We start from the raw sequence: 16,385 nt of genomic DNA on the forward strand, positions 1-16,385 counted from the left end.
CTACCGTACGGAAACCGTTGCTGCCATCCAAATAGGCAGTGATTGCTGTGAGCTTGAACTGCTCAGTGTACTTGGCCATGAATCCCCCAAGGGTTGGATTGGTGTCCAACTTCTTGGGGGCAGTCCAACCCTGTGGGAGCGGGCATGCCCGCGAAGCAGGCGGCGCGGAGCTCAAGGCTGGAACGCGCCAATGAAGATCGCCGGATCCACCCGCGCATCGTTCAGGCTGACATTCCAGTGCATGTGCGGGCCGGTGGCGCGCCCGGTCGAGCCCACGCGCCCGACCACGTCGCCACGGCGCAGTTGCTGGCCAAGCTGAACATCAATCTTCGACATGTGGCAGAACATGCTGATGAACCCTTGCCCATGGTCGACGAACACCGTTCGGCCATTGAAGAAGTAGTCCCCCACCAGGATCACCTTGCCGTTGGCGGGGGTCTTGATCGGTGTTCCCGCCGGCACGGCGAAGTCCAGCCCGGCATGCGGGTTGCGTTCCTCGCCATTGAAGAAGCGACGCACGCCGAACTTGCTCGAAAGCGGCCCGCTGACCGGTTTGTCGAGGATCAGGTTGCTCGGCAATACCGGGCTGAAACTGCGATACGCCTTGATCTGTTCAGCCAGCTCGCGGTCGATGCGCTTAAGGTCGTCCGGGTTCGGGTTGACCTGGCGGGTGTTCTTCAAGGTGATGTGCTGTTCGGGGTATTTCTTGCTGCCGACGCTGAATGGCAGGCTGCGACCGCCCTGGGTCAACACGGCGGTACCGGGCTTCTGGGTCAACGGAATGCCGACGATGGCCAGCCAGTTGTCCTGCTCCTTGACCACCAGCACCGGTTTGCCATCGAAGCGCGCGCTCGGCGCCGTGGCCGCCGGGCCAAGGTCGACCACCGCCACGCCACCCGGCACGGGCTTGTTCAGGGTGCGGGTGATGTAGCTGGCCTGGGCGCCTGCGGCCAGCAGCATGAGGGAGAGGGCGAGCAGGGGCGCGAACAGGCGGGGCATGTGTCAGTCCAGTAAGGAGAGGGTGACCGGGGTCAGGTGATTGTCTTCGACGCGGACCTGCAACTCGCCTTCGTTCAGGCGGGCGGTCAGGCGCTGGCCGTTGCGGGTCTGCCCGGCGCTGCGGATGGCCTGGCCCTGCTCGTCGAGAAGGATGCTGTAGCCACGCGCCAGGGTCGCCAGCGGGCTGACCACCTGCAGCGTCTGCAGTTGGGCCTGGAAGCGCTGGCGGCGGTCCTTGAGCACTTCGCGCATGGCCCGTGGCAGGCGCTCGGCGAGGCTATCCAGGCGTTGCTCCAGCATTTTCAGGGTGCGCCCAGGGTGTTGCGCGGCCAGGCGCGTATCGAGCCGCGCCAGGCGCTCGCGGCGCTGGTTGAGGTTGAGGTTGAAGGCGCGGCGCAGGCGCATGTCCAGGTCATCCAGGCGTTGCGCTTGCTGGCGCAGGCGTTCGCCGGGGTGGCGCAGGCGCCGGGTCAGTGAGTCAAGGCGCAGGCGGTCGTGGGTCAGGCGGTTTTGCATGCGCAGCAGCAGGCGCCGCTGCAGGCCGTCGAGGCGCTGCTGCAGGCCGCTGTTGTCGGGGGCCAGCAGTTCGGCGGCCGCCGACGGCGTCGGCGCGCGCACGTCGGCGACGAAGTCGCTTATCGACACATCGGTTTCGTGGCCGACGGCACTGACGATTGGCGTTACGCAGGCAGCCACGGCACGCGCCACGGCTTCTTCGTTGAAGCACCAGAGGTCTTCCAGCGAACCGCCACCGCGGGCCAGGATCAGCGCATCGAAGCCCAGCCGATCAGCCTGTTGCAAGGCACGGACGATCTGGTTGATCGCCTCGCGGCCCTGCACGGCGGTGGGTATCAGGCTCAACTCGACCTGCGGTGCCCGGCGGCCGAATACGCTGATGATGTCGCGGATCACCGCGCCAGTGGGCGAGGTGATGATGCCGATGCGCTGCGGATGGGCCGGCAGCGGCTTCTTGCGCTCGGCACTGAACAGCCCTTCGGCGCCGAGCTTTTCCTTCAGCGCCTCGAAGGCCAGGCGCAGGGCGCCATCACCGGCCGGTTCGACGGTATCGAGGATCAATTGGTAGTCGCCACGCCCTTCGAACAGCGAAACCTTGCCGCGCACACGCACCGCCAGGCCGTCACGCAGGGCCTGGCGCACGCGGGTAGCGTTCTGCCGGAACAGCGCGCAACGCACCTGGGCGCCGCTGTCCTTGAGGGTGAAGTACATGTGGCCGGAGGCCGGGCGGGCGAGGTTGGAAATCTCGCCTTCCACCCAGACGCTGCGGAACACGTCTTCCAGCAGCACGCGGGCGCGGCCGTTGAGCTGGCTGACGGTGAGGACCTCACGGTCCAGGCCGAGTCGTTCGAAAGGGTCTCTGATCATGGCGGGCATCATAAAGGACATCGGCCCCGGTTGTCTGTCTTGCCCCAATCGTCAGCCTTGTCGCGGACCTTGTGGGAGCGGCCTTGTGTCGCGAAAGGGCCGCAGAGCGGTCCCAGGTTTTCAGCTCCGCCATATAAAATGCAGGAGCCGCTTTGCGGCCCTTTCGCGACGCAAGGCCGTTCCCACAAGGACCTCGCATTGGCTCAGCCCAGCGCAGTAACTGCAGGGGAACTCACCGGCGATGGGACCGGTCAGTCATGCATCGCTGCCACGAACTGGCGCACCATCTGTCCCGCATCGCGTCGGCAGGCCAGCGCCACGGTACTCTCGCATCCCCGCTCCAGCGCCACGAAACTGACCGAGGCTGGTGCAATTTCCCGCATGCAATCCGGCAACAACGCCACCCCGAATCCCGCCTGGATCAGCTGCAACTGCGTGGTCTTGCGCGACAGCACCTGCGCCGCTCGCGGGAAAAAGCCAGCGTCCATGCACAGTGAGGCCGACAGGTAACTCAGCCCGCCACGATCGCGATGCGGAATGGAAATAAAGCGCTCTTCTCGCAGCTGCTCCAGCCTCACTCGCGCTGCACCGGCCAGCGGATGCCCGGCGGCAACCGCCAGCAACAACGGTTCGCTGAACAGCTCCTGCAGTACCACGCCTTCATGCTGGCGCAGTACCGGCAAGCGCAACAGGCCGATATCCAGCCGTCCGGCGGCGATGTCCTCCAGCTGGGCCTCCGAAGACTGCTGGGCGATCTCCAGCGCAATCCCTGGGTTACCCCGCAGGTAAGTGCCCAGTCGGGCCAGCAGCGGGCCGGTCAGCGGTACCGTGCTGGAGTGGTTCAGGCGCAGGCTGCCTTGCAGTCCTTCGCCAATGTCGCGGGTCACCCGCTCAGCCTGTGACAGGTCGGCCAGCAAGCGCCGCGCACGTTCCAGGAAGGCCTGGCCAGCCAATGTCAGGCGCGGCAGGCGCGCGGTACGCTCGAACAGTGGTGTGCCCAGTTGCTGCTCCAGCTCCTTGATCTGTCGGCTCAGCGCCGACTGAGCGATGTACAGCCGTTCGGCGGCACCGCTGAAACTGCCGCATTCGGCGATTTCCACGAAGTAACGCAACTGGCGGATCGACGTCATGTCATGCCTTTTCGAGATGGGTATGGAGTTAAAGGCATATTAGTCGGCATGGCTTGTGGCTGGCTAACCTTTGTCTGTCTTCCCAGGAACTGCTGCCATGCTCGCCCAGTTGTCGTTTTCCGGCCTTGACTGGCTGCCCATCCTGCTCGGCGTCGGCGCTGCTTACATCGTCTTCGGCATTGCCGGTTTCGGCACGGCATTGGTGGCCGGCCCGATACTGATCCATTTCATGCCCCTGTCGCGAATCATCCCGCTGTTGGTGCTGCTCGACTTCGTCGCCGCCTTCGGCAACCTGCTGCCATCACGCCGCGATGTGGTGCGCGGCGAGCTGCTGCGGCTGTTGCCGTGCATGGCCGTGGGCTGCACCCTGGGCGTGGTGTTCCTGCTGCACCTGAAGTCCGACCTGCTGTTGCTGCTGATGGGCCTGTTCGTCACCGCGTATGCGGTCTACGGCCTGGCGGTAAAGGTACGGCCGGCCAGGTTGTCGGGCTTCTGGGCGGTGCCCATGGGCACGGTTGGCGGGCTGTTCGGCGCCTTGTTCGGCAGTGGCGGCTTCCTCTATGCGATCTACCTGAGCGCCCGCCTGGAGATAAAAGAGCAGGTACGCGCGACCCAGAGCGCGCTGATCAGCTGCAGCACCCTCGTGCGCCTGTCGTTGTTCCTGATTGCCGGCGTCTACGCCGACACCAGCCTGTTACTGCTCGCCGTCTGCCTGTTGCCGGTCATGTTCATCGGCCTCTGGGCAGGCCGTCGACTGACCCTGAAACTGTCCCGCGAAGCCTTCGTGCGCCTGGTCACCTGGCTGGTGCTGGCCAGCGGCCTGGCGCTGATCGGTCGCTACCTGAGCGGCTGAGCGGTAGAATTGCAGGATTACCGCAGTCCGCAGGCCCGCTTCGTTCATGAACACCCAGAGCATCATCGTCCCCAAGCTGTCCACCGTGCCTTCGCATGAAGCCCGTTCGCGGGCCATCCTGCGCTGGCTGGTGCGCGAGAAGATCGTCGAAGAACAACTGACCACCTGCGGGCGCACCGGCAACCGCATGGGCCATGCCTTGGCCGAGGGCGCGCGCAAGGTCGCCCTGCACCCTGACAGGCTACCGTTCGGCGAGCAGGTCAATGGCCTGGAAGTGATGCTCAAGCGTTGCATCTATACCCCGACCGAGGGCTTCCTTGAGGAGGCCGGTTGCCCGGAGTGCCGGCGCGAGGTCGGCGAGCCGCTGTTCGAAAGCCTGGAGGAGTGGATGCCGGCGGTGAGCGACAACTTCACCTGCCCGCTGTGCGGCCATGAGGACGACATCAATGGCTTCATTTACCTGCAGCCATGTGCCTTTTCCAACCTTGGGTTCATCTTCAACAACTGGGGCGAGGCCGGGTTCACCCAGGCCTTTCTCGACAGCTTCGCCGACTGGCTCGACCAGCCGGTGGCGGTGGTGCAGGTAAAAGTGCCACAAGGCTGACCGAAGGCCCTTATTTTGCATTGAGCGGCGCGCCGTGGATGAGTATAATGGCGCGCTTCCATTTTTCCCGCCCGGGAGCCCCCGCGATGCTGCGTATCAGCCAAGAAGCCCTGACCTTCGACGATATCCTCCTTGTACCTGGCTACTCCGAGGTACTGCCCAATGAAGTCAGTCTCAAGACCCGTTTGACTCGTGGCATCGAGCTGAACATTCCGCTGGTTTCCGCTGCCATGGATACCGTCACCGAAGCGCGCCTGGCCATCGCCATGGCCCAGGAAGGCGGCATCGGCATCATCCACAAGAACATGACCATCGAACAGCAGGCCGGCGAAGTGCGCAAGGTCAAGAAGTTCGAGGCTGGCGTGGTCAAGGACCCGATCACCATCGACGCCGACGCCACCGTCCGCGACCTGTTCGACCTGACCCGCCTGAACAACATCTCCGGCGTTCCGGTGCTGGCGAACGGCGACCTGGTCGGCATCGTCACCTCCCGTGACGTGCGCTTCGAAACCCGTCTGGACGCCAAGGTCCGCGAAGTGATGACGCCGAAAGAGCGTCTGGTCACCGTCCGCGAAGGCGCCGACAAGAACGAAGTCCGCGAGCTGCTGCACAAGCACCGTCTGGAAAAGGTCCTGATCGTTGACGACAAGTTCAACCTCAAGGGCATGATGACCGTCAAGGACATCGAAAAGGCCAAGGCCTACCCGCTGGCCAGCAAGGACGACCAGGGTCGCCTGCGCGTTGGCGCTGCGGTCGGCACCGGCAAGGACACCGGCGAGCGCGTTGCCGCCCTGGTAGCTGCCGGCGTTGACGTGGTGGTGGTCGACACCGCCCACGGTCACTCCAAAGGCGTGATCGACCGCGTTCGCTGGGTCAAGGAAAACTACCCGCAAGTGCAGGTGATCGGCGGCAACATCGCCACCGGCGCTGCGGCCAAGGCCCTGGCTGAAGCCGGCGCTGATGCTGTGAAGGTCGGTATCGGCCCGGGCTCGATCTGCACCACCCGTATCGTTGCCGGTGTCGGCGTGCCGCAGATCAGCGCCATCGCCAACGTCGCCGCTGCGCTGGAAGGCACTGGCGTGCCACTGATCGCCGACGGCGGTATCCGTTTCTCGGGTGATCTGTCCAAGGCCATCGTGGCCGGTGCTTCCTGCGTGATGATGGGTTCGATGTTCGCCGGTACCGAAGAAGCACCGGGCGAAGTCGAGCTGTTCCAGGGCCGTTCCTACAAGGCCTACCGCGGCATGGGCTCGCTGGGTGCCATGGCACAGGCGCAAGGCTCGTCCGACCGTTACTTCCAGGACTCCTCGGCCGGCGCCGAGAAGCTGGTACCGGAAGGCATCGAAGGCCGCGTTCCTTACAAGGGCGCCCTGGCTGCGATCATCCACCAGCTGATGGGCGGCCTGCGTTCGTCCATGGGCTACACCGGCAGCGCGACCATCGAAGAGATGCGCACCAAGCCGGAGTTCGTGCGCATCACCGGTGCCGGCATGGCCGAGTCCCACGTGCACGACGTGCAGATCACCAAAGAAGCCCCTAACTACCGCGTAGGCTGAGGCTTCAAGCAATAACCGAACGGGGCTGTCACGAACAGCCCCGCGTCGTTTCCGATTTCCACTGACGAGATTGAGTCATGGCCCTCGACATTCACGCTCACCGTATCCTGATCCTCGATTTCGGTTCCCAGTACACCCAGCTGATCGCCCGCCGCGTGCGCGAAATCGGCGTGTACTGCGAGCTGCACCCGTTCGACATGGACGATGAAGCGATCCGCGAATTCAACCCGCGCGGCATCATCCTCGCCGGCGGCCCCGAGTCGGTCCACGAAGCCAACAGCCCACGCGCTCCGCAGGCGGTGTTCGACCTGAACGTGCCGGTACTGGGCATTTGCTACGGCATGCAGACCATGGCCGAGCAGATGGGCGGCAAGGTCGAAGGTTCCGACCTGCGTGAGTTCGGTTACGCCCGCGTCGACGTGGTCGGCAAGAGCCGCCTGCTCGACGGTATCGAAGACCACGTCGACGATGACGGTGTGCTGGGCCTGGACGTGTGGATGAGCCACGGCGACAAGGTCACCCAGATGCCGGGCAACTTCCACGTGCTGGCCAGCACCCCGAGCTGCCCGATCGCCGGCATGTTCGACGACGCCCGTGGCTACTACGGCGTGCAGTTCCACCCTGAAGTGACCCACACCAAGCAGGGCGGTCGCATCCTGTCGCGCTTCGTGCAGGACATCTGCGGCTGTGAAGCCCTGTGGACCCCGTCCAACATCGTCGAAGACGCCATCGCCCAGGTGCGTGAGCAAGTCGGTTCGGCCAACGTCCTGCTGGGCCTGTCCGGCGGCGTAGACAGCTCGGTGGTTGCTGCGCTGCTGCACCGTGCCATCGGCGACCAGCTGACCTGCGTATTCGTCGACAACGGCCTGCTGCGCCTGCACGAAGGCGACCAGGTGATGGCCATGTTCAAGGAGAACATGGGCGTCAAGGTCATCCGCGCCGACGCTGAAAAGCAGTTCCTTGACAACCTGGAAGGCGAAGCCGACCCGGAGAAGAAGCGCAAGATCATCGGCCGCACGTTCATCGACGTGTTCGATGCCGAAGCCAGCAAGCTGGAGAACATCCAGTTCCTCGCCCAGGGCACCATCTACCCGGACGTGATCGAGTCGGCCGGCGCCAAGAGCGGCAAGGCCCACGTGATCAAGTCGCACCACAACGTCGGTGGCCTGCCGGAGGAAATGAACCTCAAGCTGGTCGAGCCGCTGCGTGAACTGTTCAAGGACGAAGTGCGCAAGATCGGCCTGGAGCTGGGCCTGCCGTACGACATGGTCTACCGCCACCCGTTCCCGGGCCCGGGCCTGGGCGTGCGTATCCTCGGTGAAGTTAAGAAGGAATACGCCGACATCCTGCGTCGCGCCGACCACATCTTCATCGAAGAACTGCGCAAGGCCGACTGGTACCACAAGACCAGCCAGGCATTCGTGGTATTCCAGCCGGTCAAGTCGGTGGGTGTCGTTGGCGATGGCCGTCGCTACGCCTGGGTCGTCGCACTGCGTGCCGTGGAGACCGTGGACTTCATGACCGCACGTTGGGCACACCTGCCGTACGAGCTGCTGGAAACCGTCAGCGGCCGTATCATCAACGAAATCGACGGTATCTCCCGCGTAACCTACGACGTGTCGAGCAAGCCGCCAGCGACCATCGAGTGGGAATGATCCCTACCCGCCGCTGACCGAGAAGGGCCTGCATTGCAGGCCCTTTTCTTTTGCGCCAGGGAATCTATTCACTGCCCGGAGCGTGGCCGAAATAGGCCTTGTAGGCATGGCAGAAGTTGGCGGGGTTGGCATAGCCGACCTGGTAGGCCACCTGGGAAACCTGCCAGCGCCGCTCCAGCAGCAGGCTGCGGGCCAGTTCCAGGCGTTGTTGCCGCACATACTGCAGCATAGGCCGGCCAAATTCATCGCGGAATGCCCGGCGCAAGGTGGTCTCGCCCACGCCCAGCTGGCGCGCCAGGCTGGCGGCGGTGGGTGGGGCGCTCAGCTGCGCGTCGAGCAGGCGACGCGCTTCGATGGCAAGGTCCCGTAGCCCGCGATCCGGATTTTTCGTGGCGTGCGCAGGGCCGATCAGGTAGCGGGCCAGCTCCAGCACGATGGCCAGGCTCAGGCTTTCGCAATGCAGGCGCCGGAGCCCGCCAGTGTAAGGGGACAGATACAGCTGCTGCAGCAGGCGGCTCACTGCCGGGCAGTGTGGCAACTGATCGAACCGCATGCCATCTGCCGTCAAGGCCAGCAGGGGCATCAGCTGCGCTTCATCTTGGGCCAGCTCATGCAGGTAGTCACCGGCAATACGCACGCCCGCCATGCGCGCGTGGCTGGCGGCAGGCAACTGGTCCTGCGCCTCCAGGCTCTCGCCGAGGCCCAGCAGGTGCAATTGGCCAGGTGTGTAGCGGTTCAGAGTGCCATCGACCTTGTGCTGCCAGGCGCCATCGAACAGTTGCACGATGCACAGGCTCTGCGGCAGCACCTTGTCGATCTTCAGCGGCTCCGGGAATTGCAGGTTGCAATCGAAGTACTGCAACCCTGCGTGTACCGTCTGCGCCCGATAGTGCCCGGTGGCGCTGCCCAGTATCTGCGCCTTGCGGCTGTCCAGGACACCGGCCTCGGCGAGCGACCCTGGCCTGTCAAAGCAGAAGTCGGTGTCCAGGTAGGGGCTGTTCGATGGCATGAGCGCTAAGCATCCTTGGTTGGCGGCGGCATGAGCGCAAATGGTAACGCGTGCACATTTTTGGCAACAGCCATTGTGCGGGGCAGGCCATCTTTTGTGCGAACCGGCCACGGGGGTTGGCAGTGTCGGCGCTGCTGTTTTCAATGGTCGATCGTTTTCGCAACAGGATTGAAAAAGATGTTCGCTTATCGCAAATGGGCTGCCCTGCTGGTGGCGTCGGTGGTTTTCTGCCTGGGCCAGGCCCATGCACAACAACGGCCGGTGGTGGCCGAACAGGTTGTTGCCTACATGGGCACGGAGGGTGTCAAGGTGTGGACGCTGCGCATTGGCGAGCGCGCTGCCAGTGAAGCATTGGTCCAGATCGAAGGCGTTGATCACGACTGGGACATGCGCATCCAGAAGATGCAGGTCGAGAAGACCGCAAAGGACACGCGTTACTCGACGACGGTGGATGGCAAGAAGTTCGTGGTACTGATCGTTCAGGGCGGCTGGGGCGGTGAGCTGTACCTGCCTGGCGAGCCGCAACCGGTGCAGGTTGGCTATTCCGAGGGGCTTTCGCGTCAAGGCAATGCCCAGGCATTCCTGACCGATTACCTGGCCAAACAGCAGTGAACAGGGGGGAAGATTGATCATGGATAAACCTACCGATCCGCTCGCAGAGCTCTCCGGCTCGCTCGGCGAAGACTATGAGCAATCCCGTGCTGCCCAGCGCGACCGGGTCATCGCCGAACTCAAGCAGGTGATCGAGCGCGTGCCACCGCAAAGCGAGTTCACCAATTCCCGCCGTTACAAGGTCTGGGGGCCGATATTCCTGGTGGGCGCCCTGATCCTTCTGGGCGTCACCTTCAATCTGCAACGCATGGGGGCGGTCGCCGCGGGTGTGTTCATCGTCTGCATTGCCGCCGCGGTGACCTGGCAGCACCGCAACGCCGGCACCCAGGTGTTCATGCGCCTGACTCGCCGGCAGCTGTTCGTCGATACGCTGGATGCCCCGGTCGATATGGCCGAAGTCGAGGACATCGCGGTGAAGGATGAAGGCTTGGTGATGGTACAGACGCTGGAAATGAGCAGCGAAGCCGCGCTGCCGAAGCATCGTGTGGTCAAGCTGCAGTTCTTCGGCAATCAGGCGATGGCACTGAAAAAACCACGACCGCAAATCCGTATCATGTCCGCTGGCCTGGCCTGTAATGGTCGCAAGCTGGACAACGAGGAAGTGCTCGCAATGCTGGCGGCCTACCGTGATGCGGCCCACGCGCAGCGGCAACTGGAGCTGATGCAGGCAGATGGATAACGCCGAGTGCGAAGCGCATCTGGCGTACCTGCAGGCACAGGCCGACGGCCCCCACGACAGCTTCGATCTGCTGGAGCGTTCGTATGGCAAGGTGCTGGCGTGCGCCATGACCGCTCTGTTGCTCTGCGCCCTGGGCGCCTGGCTGGTCTGGCTGGCGTTGCTGTTTGGCCCTCAGGCCAGCGGTGGCGTGCTGTGGCTGCTTTCGGGCTGCGGCCTTGGCCTGGTCGCTGTGGGCCTGGCCGCTCTGACCTGCGCCGCCGCGCTGTACCGCCGGCAGGGCAAGCGGGTATTGAGCGTGACACCCGATACCCTGTGCTTTGCCAATGCCCAGGCACCGACGCCTCTGCATGCGTTCGACGGCTTCGAAGTCGAGCAGGGTTATTTCAGCACCCGCCTGATTTTCACCATGGCGGCCTCCAGCCTCGCCCCCGCGCTGCTTCCGACCAGTTTCAAAGGGCTGGCCTCGCCTGACGCAATCACTGTAGCCGGTGGCTTGCGCGTGCGTTTGTGGCTGTGCACACCGGTAGTGAACGGGCGTCGCCTTGACCTGCAGGCGCTGGTGGACCTGCTCTATGCGTACCTGCAGGCCGCGCAGGCCAGGCACACCCTGGCACAGCTGTTTCCGGGCGTGGCACGCGTGGGGGTAAAGGCCCCATGAAACGCCTGGGTTGGGGGCTGGTCATGCTGCTCTTGCCGCTGGCGTTGTTCGGCTGGGCCACTGTGCAGCACTGGCGGGCCGAGACGGCGCAAGAGCAGGCGCACATCACCCGGCAATGGCTGGCAGCACCCAGCGATACCCTGCTGCAGGCGCTGCCTTGGGCCGCACGCAAGCAGTTTGCCGGGCGCGTCGACACGCGCGAGGTGCTGCAGCGGCAGCTGGACGAACTCGACAACGACCGTCATTGGTTGAGCATGCGCAAGTGGATGGCCAGCGTCGGTGGCTGGCTGGCACTTGGCGCGTTGGTCGCCGGCATTGGCGCCTGGCTCAGGCTCAGGGTCGACGCCTGGCGCGCGTTGCGCTCGGCGCATTACCTGCATCAGCGCATGACGGCCAGCTGGCGGGTGCTGGGGCGTTGGCTGAGCGCTTACATGGGCCTGCTCGCAGGCTCGCTGTGCCTTGTACTGCTCTATGAAACCAGCGCCGGCTTGAGCCATGCTGCGCAGGGAGGCTTGACCGTGCTGGTCGTGGTGCTGCCGTTGGCCTCGGTGCTGGTCGTCTGCCTGCGTACCCTCTGGCGAATGCGCCAGCAGTGGCCGCAGACGGGGCTGTCGAACGCGAGCTTTCTCGGCCGGGAGCTTGAGCGACAGGGGGCTCCGGCGCTGTGGCAGTGGGTCGAAGGCCTGGCTGCGCAGTTGCACGCGCCAGTGCCGGACCATATCGTGGTCGGCATCGACCAGGGCTTTTTCGTCACCAGTGTGCCGATTGTGCTGCAGCCCGACCACGCGGTGCTCAGCGGGCGAACCTTGTACCTGTCATTGCCATGTCTTGGTGTCCTGAGCCAGCAGGAGACCGCCGCGCTGATTGGTCATGAGCTCGGCCATTTCCGTAGCCGCGACACGGAGCAGGGCAGTGAAATCAATGCGCGCTTCAGCTTGATGTGCGCGCAGTTCTCGGCCATCGTCGACGCCGAGCGGGCCGTCGACTGGGTGGCCCGGCCAGTGGTGTGGATGGCCGGGCAGTTCTTGCACCACTTCCAGATCGCGGTTCACCACTGGGGGCGCGCGCAGGAGTTGCTGGCTGATCGGGCAGGGGCGCAAGTGAATGGCCCGAAGCTGTTCGTGCAAGCGTTGTTGCGGGCAATCGCCGTGGGCAGGGTGGTCGATGCCTTGTTGCTCGAGCGCGGCGGCGAAGGGCTGCTTGCGGCGCTGACCCAGTCCCTGCAGCGCACCCCGTTGCACCTGGACGAAGACGTGCTCGGGCTGACCATGCCCCATCCTTTCGACACGCACCCGCCGATTGCCGCGCGCCTCGACAATCTGGACGTGATGCTTGACGCCGCGCTGCTGCAGGCCGCCATGCGCGCCCCCTCTGAGCATGACCGGCACTGGTTCAACCAGCTCTGCGGGGCTCCTGCCATCAAGGTATAGAGAGACTTCACTTAATATTTCCCATTTGCAGGTGTATCGTATTCGCCCTTCATCGTCAGCCATGCTGGCAGCTTGATTGCGCAGAACGCGAGGTACCCGCACCGATGTCCTTCACCCGTCGACAAATGCTCAAAGGCCTGACCGGCCTGGTTGTGGTTGGCCTGGGCGCCGGTGGCGCGGCGCGTTACTGGCTGGGCAAGGTCGAGGACGATAACGCCGGGCATGACTACGAACTGATCGCCGCACCGCTGGACGTCGAGCTGGTGCCGGGTTTCAAGACTGAGGCCTGGGCCTTCGGCCCTTCGGCGCCGGGTACCGAGCTGCGGGTGCGCCAGGGCACCTGGCTGCGGGTGCGCTTCATCAACCACCTGCCGGTGGAAACCACTATCCATTGGCACGGCATCCGCCTGCCGCTGGAAATGGACGGCGTGCCCTATGTGTCGCAGTTGCCGGTCAAGCCGGGCGAGTACTTCGACTACAAGTTCCGCGTGCCGGATGCCGGCAGCTTTTGGTACCACCCCCACGTCAGCAGTTCCGAAGAGCTTGGGCGCGGTCTGGTCGGTCCCCTGATCGTCGAGGAGCGCGAGCCGACCGGGTTCAGGCACGAACGCACCCTCAGCCTGAAGAACTGGCACGTCGACGAGCAGGGCGGCTGGCTACCCTTCAGCATCCCCCGCGAGGCTGCACGTAACGGCACTGCCGGGCGACTGATCACCATCAATGGCCAGCCCGACGCGGTCACGGAGTTGCCGGCCGGGCAGGTGGTACGCGTGCGCGTGCTGAACCTGGACAACACCTGGACCTACCGCCTCAATCTCAAGGGCAACTGCGAAGCGAAAATCTATGCCCTCGACGGCAACCCGGTGACTCCACGGCCGCTGGAGGACGAGTACTGGCTCGGCCCTGGCATGCGCATCTGCCTGGCCATCCGCATCCCCGAAGCGGGTGAGGAAGTTTCCCTGCGCGACGGTTTCGTGCGCCTGGGGACCTTGCGTTCGGTGGCCAGTACCGAAGTACCCGGCGAATGGCCCAAGGCACTGCCGGCAAACCCTATCGCCGAGCCGGACCTGGAGAATGCCGAGAAGCTCAACTTCAATTTCGAATGGGCGGCGAGCGTCTCGGTTGACAGTAATCCAGACAAACCGTCGAGCATGTGGCAGATCAACGGCCAGGCCTGGGACATCACCGACAAGACCTGCGCTGACCGGCCGATCGCCACGCTGAAGAAGGGCAAGAGCTACATCTTCGAGCTGAAGAACATGACCCAGTACCAGCACCCGGTGCATCTGCACGGCATGAGTTTCAAGGTGATCGGCTCCAATCGCCGGCAAATCCCCGAGCCTTACTTCACCGACACCTATCTGTTGGGCAAGAACGAACGTGCCCAGGTCGCACTGGTGGCGGATAACCCAGGCACCTGGATGTTCCACTGCCATGTCATCGACCACATGGAAACCGGCCTGATGGCCGCGATTGCGGTGGTTTGATGCGTCCGCAGATCATCGACCGCAGCCGCGATCAGGAATTCATGCGCCTGGCACTGGCCTTGGCCGCCGAGGGCGCGGCCATGGGCGAGGTGCCGGTGGGCGCGGTGCTGGTGCAGCATGGGCAGGTGATCGGCCAGGGCTTCAACCGGCCGATCGTCGACAGCGACCCCAGCGCCCATGCCGAAATGGTCGCCATTCGCGCCGCTGCCAAGGCGGCCTGTAACTACCGGCTGCCGGGCAGCACGCTGTACGTGACCCTGGAGCCGTGCAGCATGTGCGCGGGGCTGATCGTGCATTCACGGGTGATGAGGGTGGTGTATGGCGCACTGGAGCCCAAGGCGGGCATCGTGCAGAGCCAGGGGCAGTTCTTCGGGCAGGGCTTTCTCAATCATCGGGTGATGGTGGAGGGCGGGGTGCTGGCGCAGGAGTGCGGGCAGATCCTCAGCGACTTCTTCAAGGCCCGCCGAGCCAAGAGCTAGCCTGTTCCGGCCTCTTCGCGGGCACACCAACATCACTCGCCTCAGGCCGGTGGTGTACCTGTTGGAGCGGGTTTACCCGCGAAGGGGCCGGGGCAGGCTTACATTGGCGGCGACTGATCCGCCGGCTTGTCCTTGTTCACGCCGGGCACATGCAGGTTGCCTTCGGCCACCTGGCCTTCAAGCTGCGGCTGGGTCACCCAGGTGAGGATGTCGTAGTAACGGCGGATGTTGGCGACGAAGTGCACCGGCTCGCCACCGCGGGCATAACCATACTTGGTCTGCCGGTACCACTGCTTCTGCGACAGGCGCGGCAGCATCTTCTTCACGTCCAGCCACTTGTTCGGGTTGAGCTTCTCGCGCTTGGCCAGGGTGCGGGCGTCTTCCAGGTGGCCGGTGCCGATGTTGTAGGCGGCCAGGGCGAACCAGGTGCGGTCCGGTTCCTGGATGCTGTCGTCGAGTTCTTCCTTGATCTTCATGAAGTACTTGGCGCCACCCTGGATGCTCTGCTTCGGGTCCAGGCGGTTGGACACGCCCATGGCCTGGGCCGTGCGCTGGGTCAGCATCATCAGGCCGCGTACACCAGTCTTGGAAGTGACTTCAGGCTGCCACATCGATTCCTGGTAGCCGATCGCGGCCAGCAGGCGCCAATCGACCTGTTCGACCTTGGCGTAGCTCTTGAAGTGTTTCTCGTACTTGGGCAGGCGTTGCTGCAGGTGCTGAGCGAAGGTGTAGGCGCCGACGTAGCCGAGCACGTCGACATGGCCGTAGTAACGGTCTTTCAGGCGCTGCAGGGTGCCGTTCTTCTGCGCCTTGTCGAGGAATTCGTTGATCTCGTTGAGCAAGCTGTTGTCATCACCTGCCGCCACCGCCCAGCGCTGGTCGCGGGTGTCGCCCAGGTCGAAGGCGACCCGCACGTTGGGGAAGTACACCTGGTTCATCGCCAGTTCATTGGAGTCGACCAGGGTCAGGTCGATCTGCCCTTCGTCGACCATGCGCAGCAGGTCGACCACTTCGACGGCGTCGGATTCTTCGTAGTCCAGGCCCGGATACTGTTTTTTCAGTTCGGCCAGCTGGTCGGCATGGCTACTGCCCTTGAGCACCATGATCTTCTTGCCGACCAGGCCCTTGGCGTCGGTGGGGCGCGGGCGGCCGTTGCGGTAGATGACCTGCGGGGTCACTTCCAGGTAAGGGTGCGAGTACCTGACCTGGGCCTTGCGCCGGTCACTGCTGACCAGGCCGGCAGCCGCCAGCACCGGGCCGGAGGGTTTGCCGAGCGAATCGTAGAGTTCGTCGAGGTTGTCGGCGGTCTCGATCTGCAGCTTGACGCCGAGGTCGTCGGCGAAATGCTGGACCAGTTCGTACTCGAAGCCGGTTTCGCCGTTGCGATCCTGGAAGTAGGTAGCCGGGCTGTTGCGGGTAATGACGCGCAGCACGCCGTCCTCCTTCACGCGCTCCAGGGTGCTGGGTTTTTCAACGCAGGCACCGAGCAGCAGAAAGAGTCCGGTTGCGATTAGCCATCTGGCGCAACGCTGGCGCAAAGCAGTGTGGGCGAACATAGGTTGCAGTATACGCAAAGGACCGGCACAGCCATATCTCGACAACAGATAGCTTGTCTGGTAGCGGGTTGTGTGGTGGGGTGGGATTGCATCAAGGCCACCAGGCGCCAGACATCAGAAGGCAGGCACCCGGCAGGCAGCTGACAAGCATCCAGCAGGCCCCCCGCAAGCGCCGCAAAATCTGACCCCGAAGTCCGGTTCAGCCGCCCGGCAGCCATGGCTTAGAGCGGGTGCCGAAAGCCATCGAATTAGGCTAGAATGCACGGCCTCTAAGCACACCCCTTCCTGAGGCTGT

The 16,385-nt window shown here is 64.1% G+C and carries 15 protein-coding genes; 10 read left to right on the top strand and 5 right to left on the bottom strand.

What is annotated here, in order from left to right; translation table 11 throughout:
• Nucleotides 1-171: 171 nt before the first annotated feature.
• The 3 genes from CQW31_RS27410 to CQW31_RS27425 form a co-directional block, all read right to left on the bottom strand.
• The gene (locus CQW31_RS27410) at nt 172-999 is read right to left on the bottom strand and encodes a M23 family metallopeptidase (protein ID WP_099815894.1); all 828 of its coding nucleotides are present in this window, start codon (nt 997-999) and stop codon (nt 172-174) included.
• 3 nt (nt 1,000-1,002) lie between these two features.
• Entirely contained in the window at nt 1,003-2,382 is a 1,380-nt protein-coding gene (gene xseA / locus CQW31_RS27415) for an exodeoxyribonuclease VII large subunit (protein ID WP_099815895.1), read from the bottom strand.
• A 251-nt stretch (nt 2,383-2,633) separates the two neighbouring features.
• Nucleotides 2,634-3,512: a LysR substrate-binding domain-containing protein gene (locus CQW31_RS27425; protein ID WP_054886230.1), complete on the bottom strand. Its 879-nt coding sequence runs from the start codon at nt 3,510-3,512 to the stop codon at nt 2,634-2,636.
• Nucleotides 3,513-3,609: 97 nt separating this feature from the next.
• On the opposite strand from CQW31_RS27425, the gene CQW31_RS27430 reads away from it, so the two are divergent.
• From CQW31_RS27430 to guaA, 4 genes are all read left to right on the top strand, one after another.
• Entirely contained in the window at nt 3,610-4,365 is a 756-nt protein-coding gene (locus tag CQW31_RS27430; RefSeq protein WP_054886231.1) for a sulfite exporter TauE/SafE family protein, read from the top strand.
• A 46-nt stretch (nt 4,366-4,411) separates the two neighbouring features.
• Nucleotides 4,412-4,969, top strand: coding sequence for a hypothetical protein (locus CQW31_RS27435; RefSeq protein ID WP_054886232.1), 558 nt, complete (start codon nt 4,412-4,414; stop codon nt 4,967-4,969).
• Nucleotides 4,970-5,055: 86 nt separating this feature from the next.
• Complete coding sequence (gene guaB / locus CQW31_RS27440) at nt 5,056-6,525, top strand: IMP dehydrogenase (protein ID WP_054886233.1); 1,470 nt, start codon at nt 5,056-5,058, stop codon at nt 6,523-6,525.
• A gap of 77 nt (nt 6,526-6,602) precedes the next feature.
• Nucleotides 6,603-8,180, top strand: a complete 1,578-nt coding sequence (guaA, locus tag CQW31_RS27445; protein WP_054886234.1) for a glutamine-hydrolyzing GMP synthase — start codon at nt 6,603-6,605, stop codon at nt 8,178-8,180.
• 64 nt (nt 8,181-8,244) lie between these two features.
• Here the strand turns inward: guaA and CQW31_RS27450 are convergent, their stop codons facing one another.
• A complete protein-coding gene (locus CQW31_RS27450; protein WP_099815897.1) occupies nt 8,245-9,189 on the bottom strand; it encodes an AraC family transcriptional regulator in 945 nt (314 codons plus the stop codon).
• A gap of 177 nt (nt 9,190-9,366) precedes the next feature.
• Here CQW31_RS27450 and CQW31_RS27455 point away from each other — a divergent pair, with 177 nt between their 5' ends.
• From CQW31_RS27455 to tadA, 6 genes are all read left to right on the top strand, one after another.
• Complete coding sequence (locus CQW31_RS27455) at nt 9,367-9,801, top strand: hypothetical protein (RefSeq protein ID WP_099815898.1); 435 nt, start codon at nt 9,367-9,369, stop codon at nt 9,799-9,801.
• 19 nt (nt 9,802-9,820) lie between these two features.
• Entirely contained in the window at nt 9,821-10,480 is a 660-nt protein-coding gene (locus CQW31_RS27460) for a hypothetical protein (RefSeq protein ID WP_054886237.1), read from the top strand.
• The gene (locus CQW31_RS27465; protein ID WP_099815899.1) at nt 10,473-11,138 is read left to right on the top strand and encodes a hypothetical protein; all 666 of its coding nucleotides are present in this window, start codon (nt 10,473-10,475) and stop codon (nt 11,136-11,138) included. The genes CQW31_RS27460 and CQW31_RS27465 overlap by 8 nt, the downstream gene beginning before the upstream one ends.
• Nucleotides 11,135-12,568: a M48 family metallopeptidase gene (locus CQW31_RS27470; protein WP_099815900.1), complete on the top strand. Its 1,434-nt coding sequence runs from the start codon at nt 11,135-11,137 to the stop codon at nt 12,566-12,568. Before CQW31_RS27465 ends, CQW31_RS27470 begins: the two co-directional genes overlap by 4 nt.
• A 104-nt stretch (nt 12,569-12,672) precedes the next feature.
• On the top strand, nt 12,673-14,055 hold the full coding sequence (locus tag CQW31_RS27475; RefSeq protein ID WP_054886240.1) for a multicopper oxidase family protein: 1,383 nt from the start codon (nt 12,673-12,675) through the stop codon (nt 14,053-14,055).
• Nucleotides 14,055-14,534: a tRNA adenosine(34) deaminase TadA gene (gene tadA / locus CQW31_RS27480; protein ID WP_099815901.1), complete on the top strand. Its 480-nt coding sequence runs from the start codon at nt 14,055-14,057 to the stop codon at nt 14,532-14,534. Before CQW31_RS27475 ends, tadA begins: the two co-directional genes overlap by 1 nt.
• Nucleotides 14,535-14,632: 98 nt before the next feature.
• Here tadA and mltF read toward each other — a convergent pair whose 3' ends face one another.
• Nucleotides 14,633-16,090 carry a membrane-bound lytic murein transglycosylase MltF gene (gene mltF / locus CQW31_RS27485; RefSeq protein ID WP_054886242.1) on the bottom strand — a complete coding sequence of 486 codons (1,458 nt, stop codon included), beginning with the start codon at nt 16,088-16,090 and terminating at the stop codon, nt 14,633-14,635.
• Between the last annotated feature and the right edge of the window lie 295 nt (nt 16,091-16,385).

The sequence above is a fragment of the Pseudomonas sp. 382 genome (assembly GCF_002759075.1).
GTDB lineage: Bacteria > Pseudomonadota > Gammaproteobacteria > Pseudomonadales > Pseudomonadaceae > Aquipseudomonas > Aquipseudomonas vlassakiae.

Coding starts and splice junctions, on each gene's coding strand:
- CQW31_RS27430 (WP_054886231.1), top strand. CDS start 3,610: ATGCTCGCCCAGTTGTCGTTTTCCGGCCTTGACTGGCTGCCCATCCTG.
- CQW31_RS27475 (WP_054886240.1), top strand. CDS start 12,673: ATGTCCTTCACCCGTCGACAAATGCTCAAAGGCCTGACCGGCCTGGTT.
- CQW31_RS27450 (WP_099815897.1), bottom strand. CDS start 9,189: ATGCCATCGAACAGCCCCTACCTGGACACCGACTTCTGCTTTGACAGG.
- CQW31_RS27460 (WP_054886237.1), top strand. CDS start 9,821: ATGGATAAACCTACCGATCCGCTCGCAGAGCTCTCCGGCTCGCTCGGC.
- mltF (WP_054886242.1), bottom strand. CDS start 16,090: ATGTTCGCCCACACTGCTTTGCGCCAGCGTTGCGCCAGATGGCTAATC.
- CQW31_RS27410 (WP_099815894.1), bottom strand. CDS start 999: ATGCCCCGCCTGTTCGCGCCCCTGCTCGCCCTCTCCCTCATGCTGCTG.
- CQW31_RS27435 (WP_054886232.1), top strand. CDS start 4,412: ATGAACACCCAGAGCATCATCGTCCCCAAGCTGTCCACCGTGCCTTCG.
- guaB (WP_054886233.1), top strand. CDS start 5,056: ATGCTGCGTATCAGCCAAGAAGCCCTGACCTTCGACGATATCCTCCTT.
- guaA (WP_054886234.1), top strand. CDS start 6,603: ATGGCCCTCGACATTCACGCTCACCGTATCCTGATCCTCGATTTCGGT.
- CQW31_RS27455 (WP_099815898.1), top strand. CDS start 9,367: ATGTTCGCTTATCGCAAATGGGCTGCCCTGCTGGTGGCGTCGGTGGTT.
- CQW31_RS27425 (WP_054886230.1), bottom strand. CDS start 3,512: ATGACGTCGATCCGCCAGTTGCGTTACTTCGTGGAAATCGCCGAATGC.
- CQW31_RS27470 (WP_099815900.1), top strand. CDS start 11,135: ATGAAACGCCTGGGTTGGGGGCTGGTCATGCTGCTCTTGCCGCTGGCG.
- CQW31_RS27465 (WP_099815899.1), top strand. CDS start 10,473: ATGGATAACGCCGAGTGCGAAGCGCATCTGGCGTACCTGCAGGCACAG.
- xseA (WP_099815895.1), bottom strand. CDS start 2,382: ATGATCAGAGACCCTTTCGAACGACTCGGCCTGGACCGTGAGGTCCTC.
- tadA (WP_099815901.1), top strand. CDS start 14,055: ATGCGTCCGCAGATCATCGACCGCAGCCGCGATCAGGAATTCATGCGC.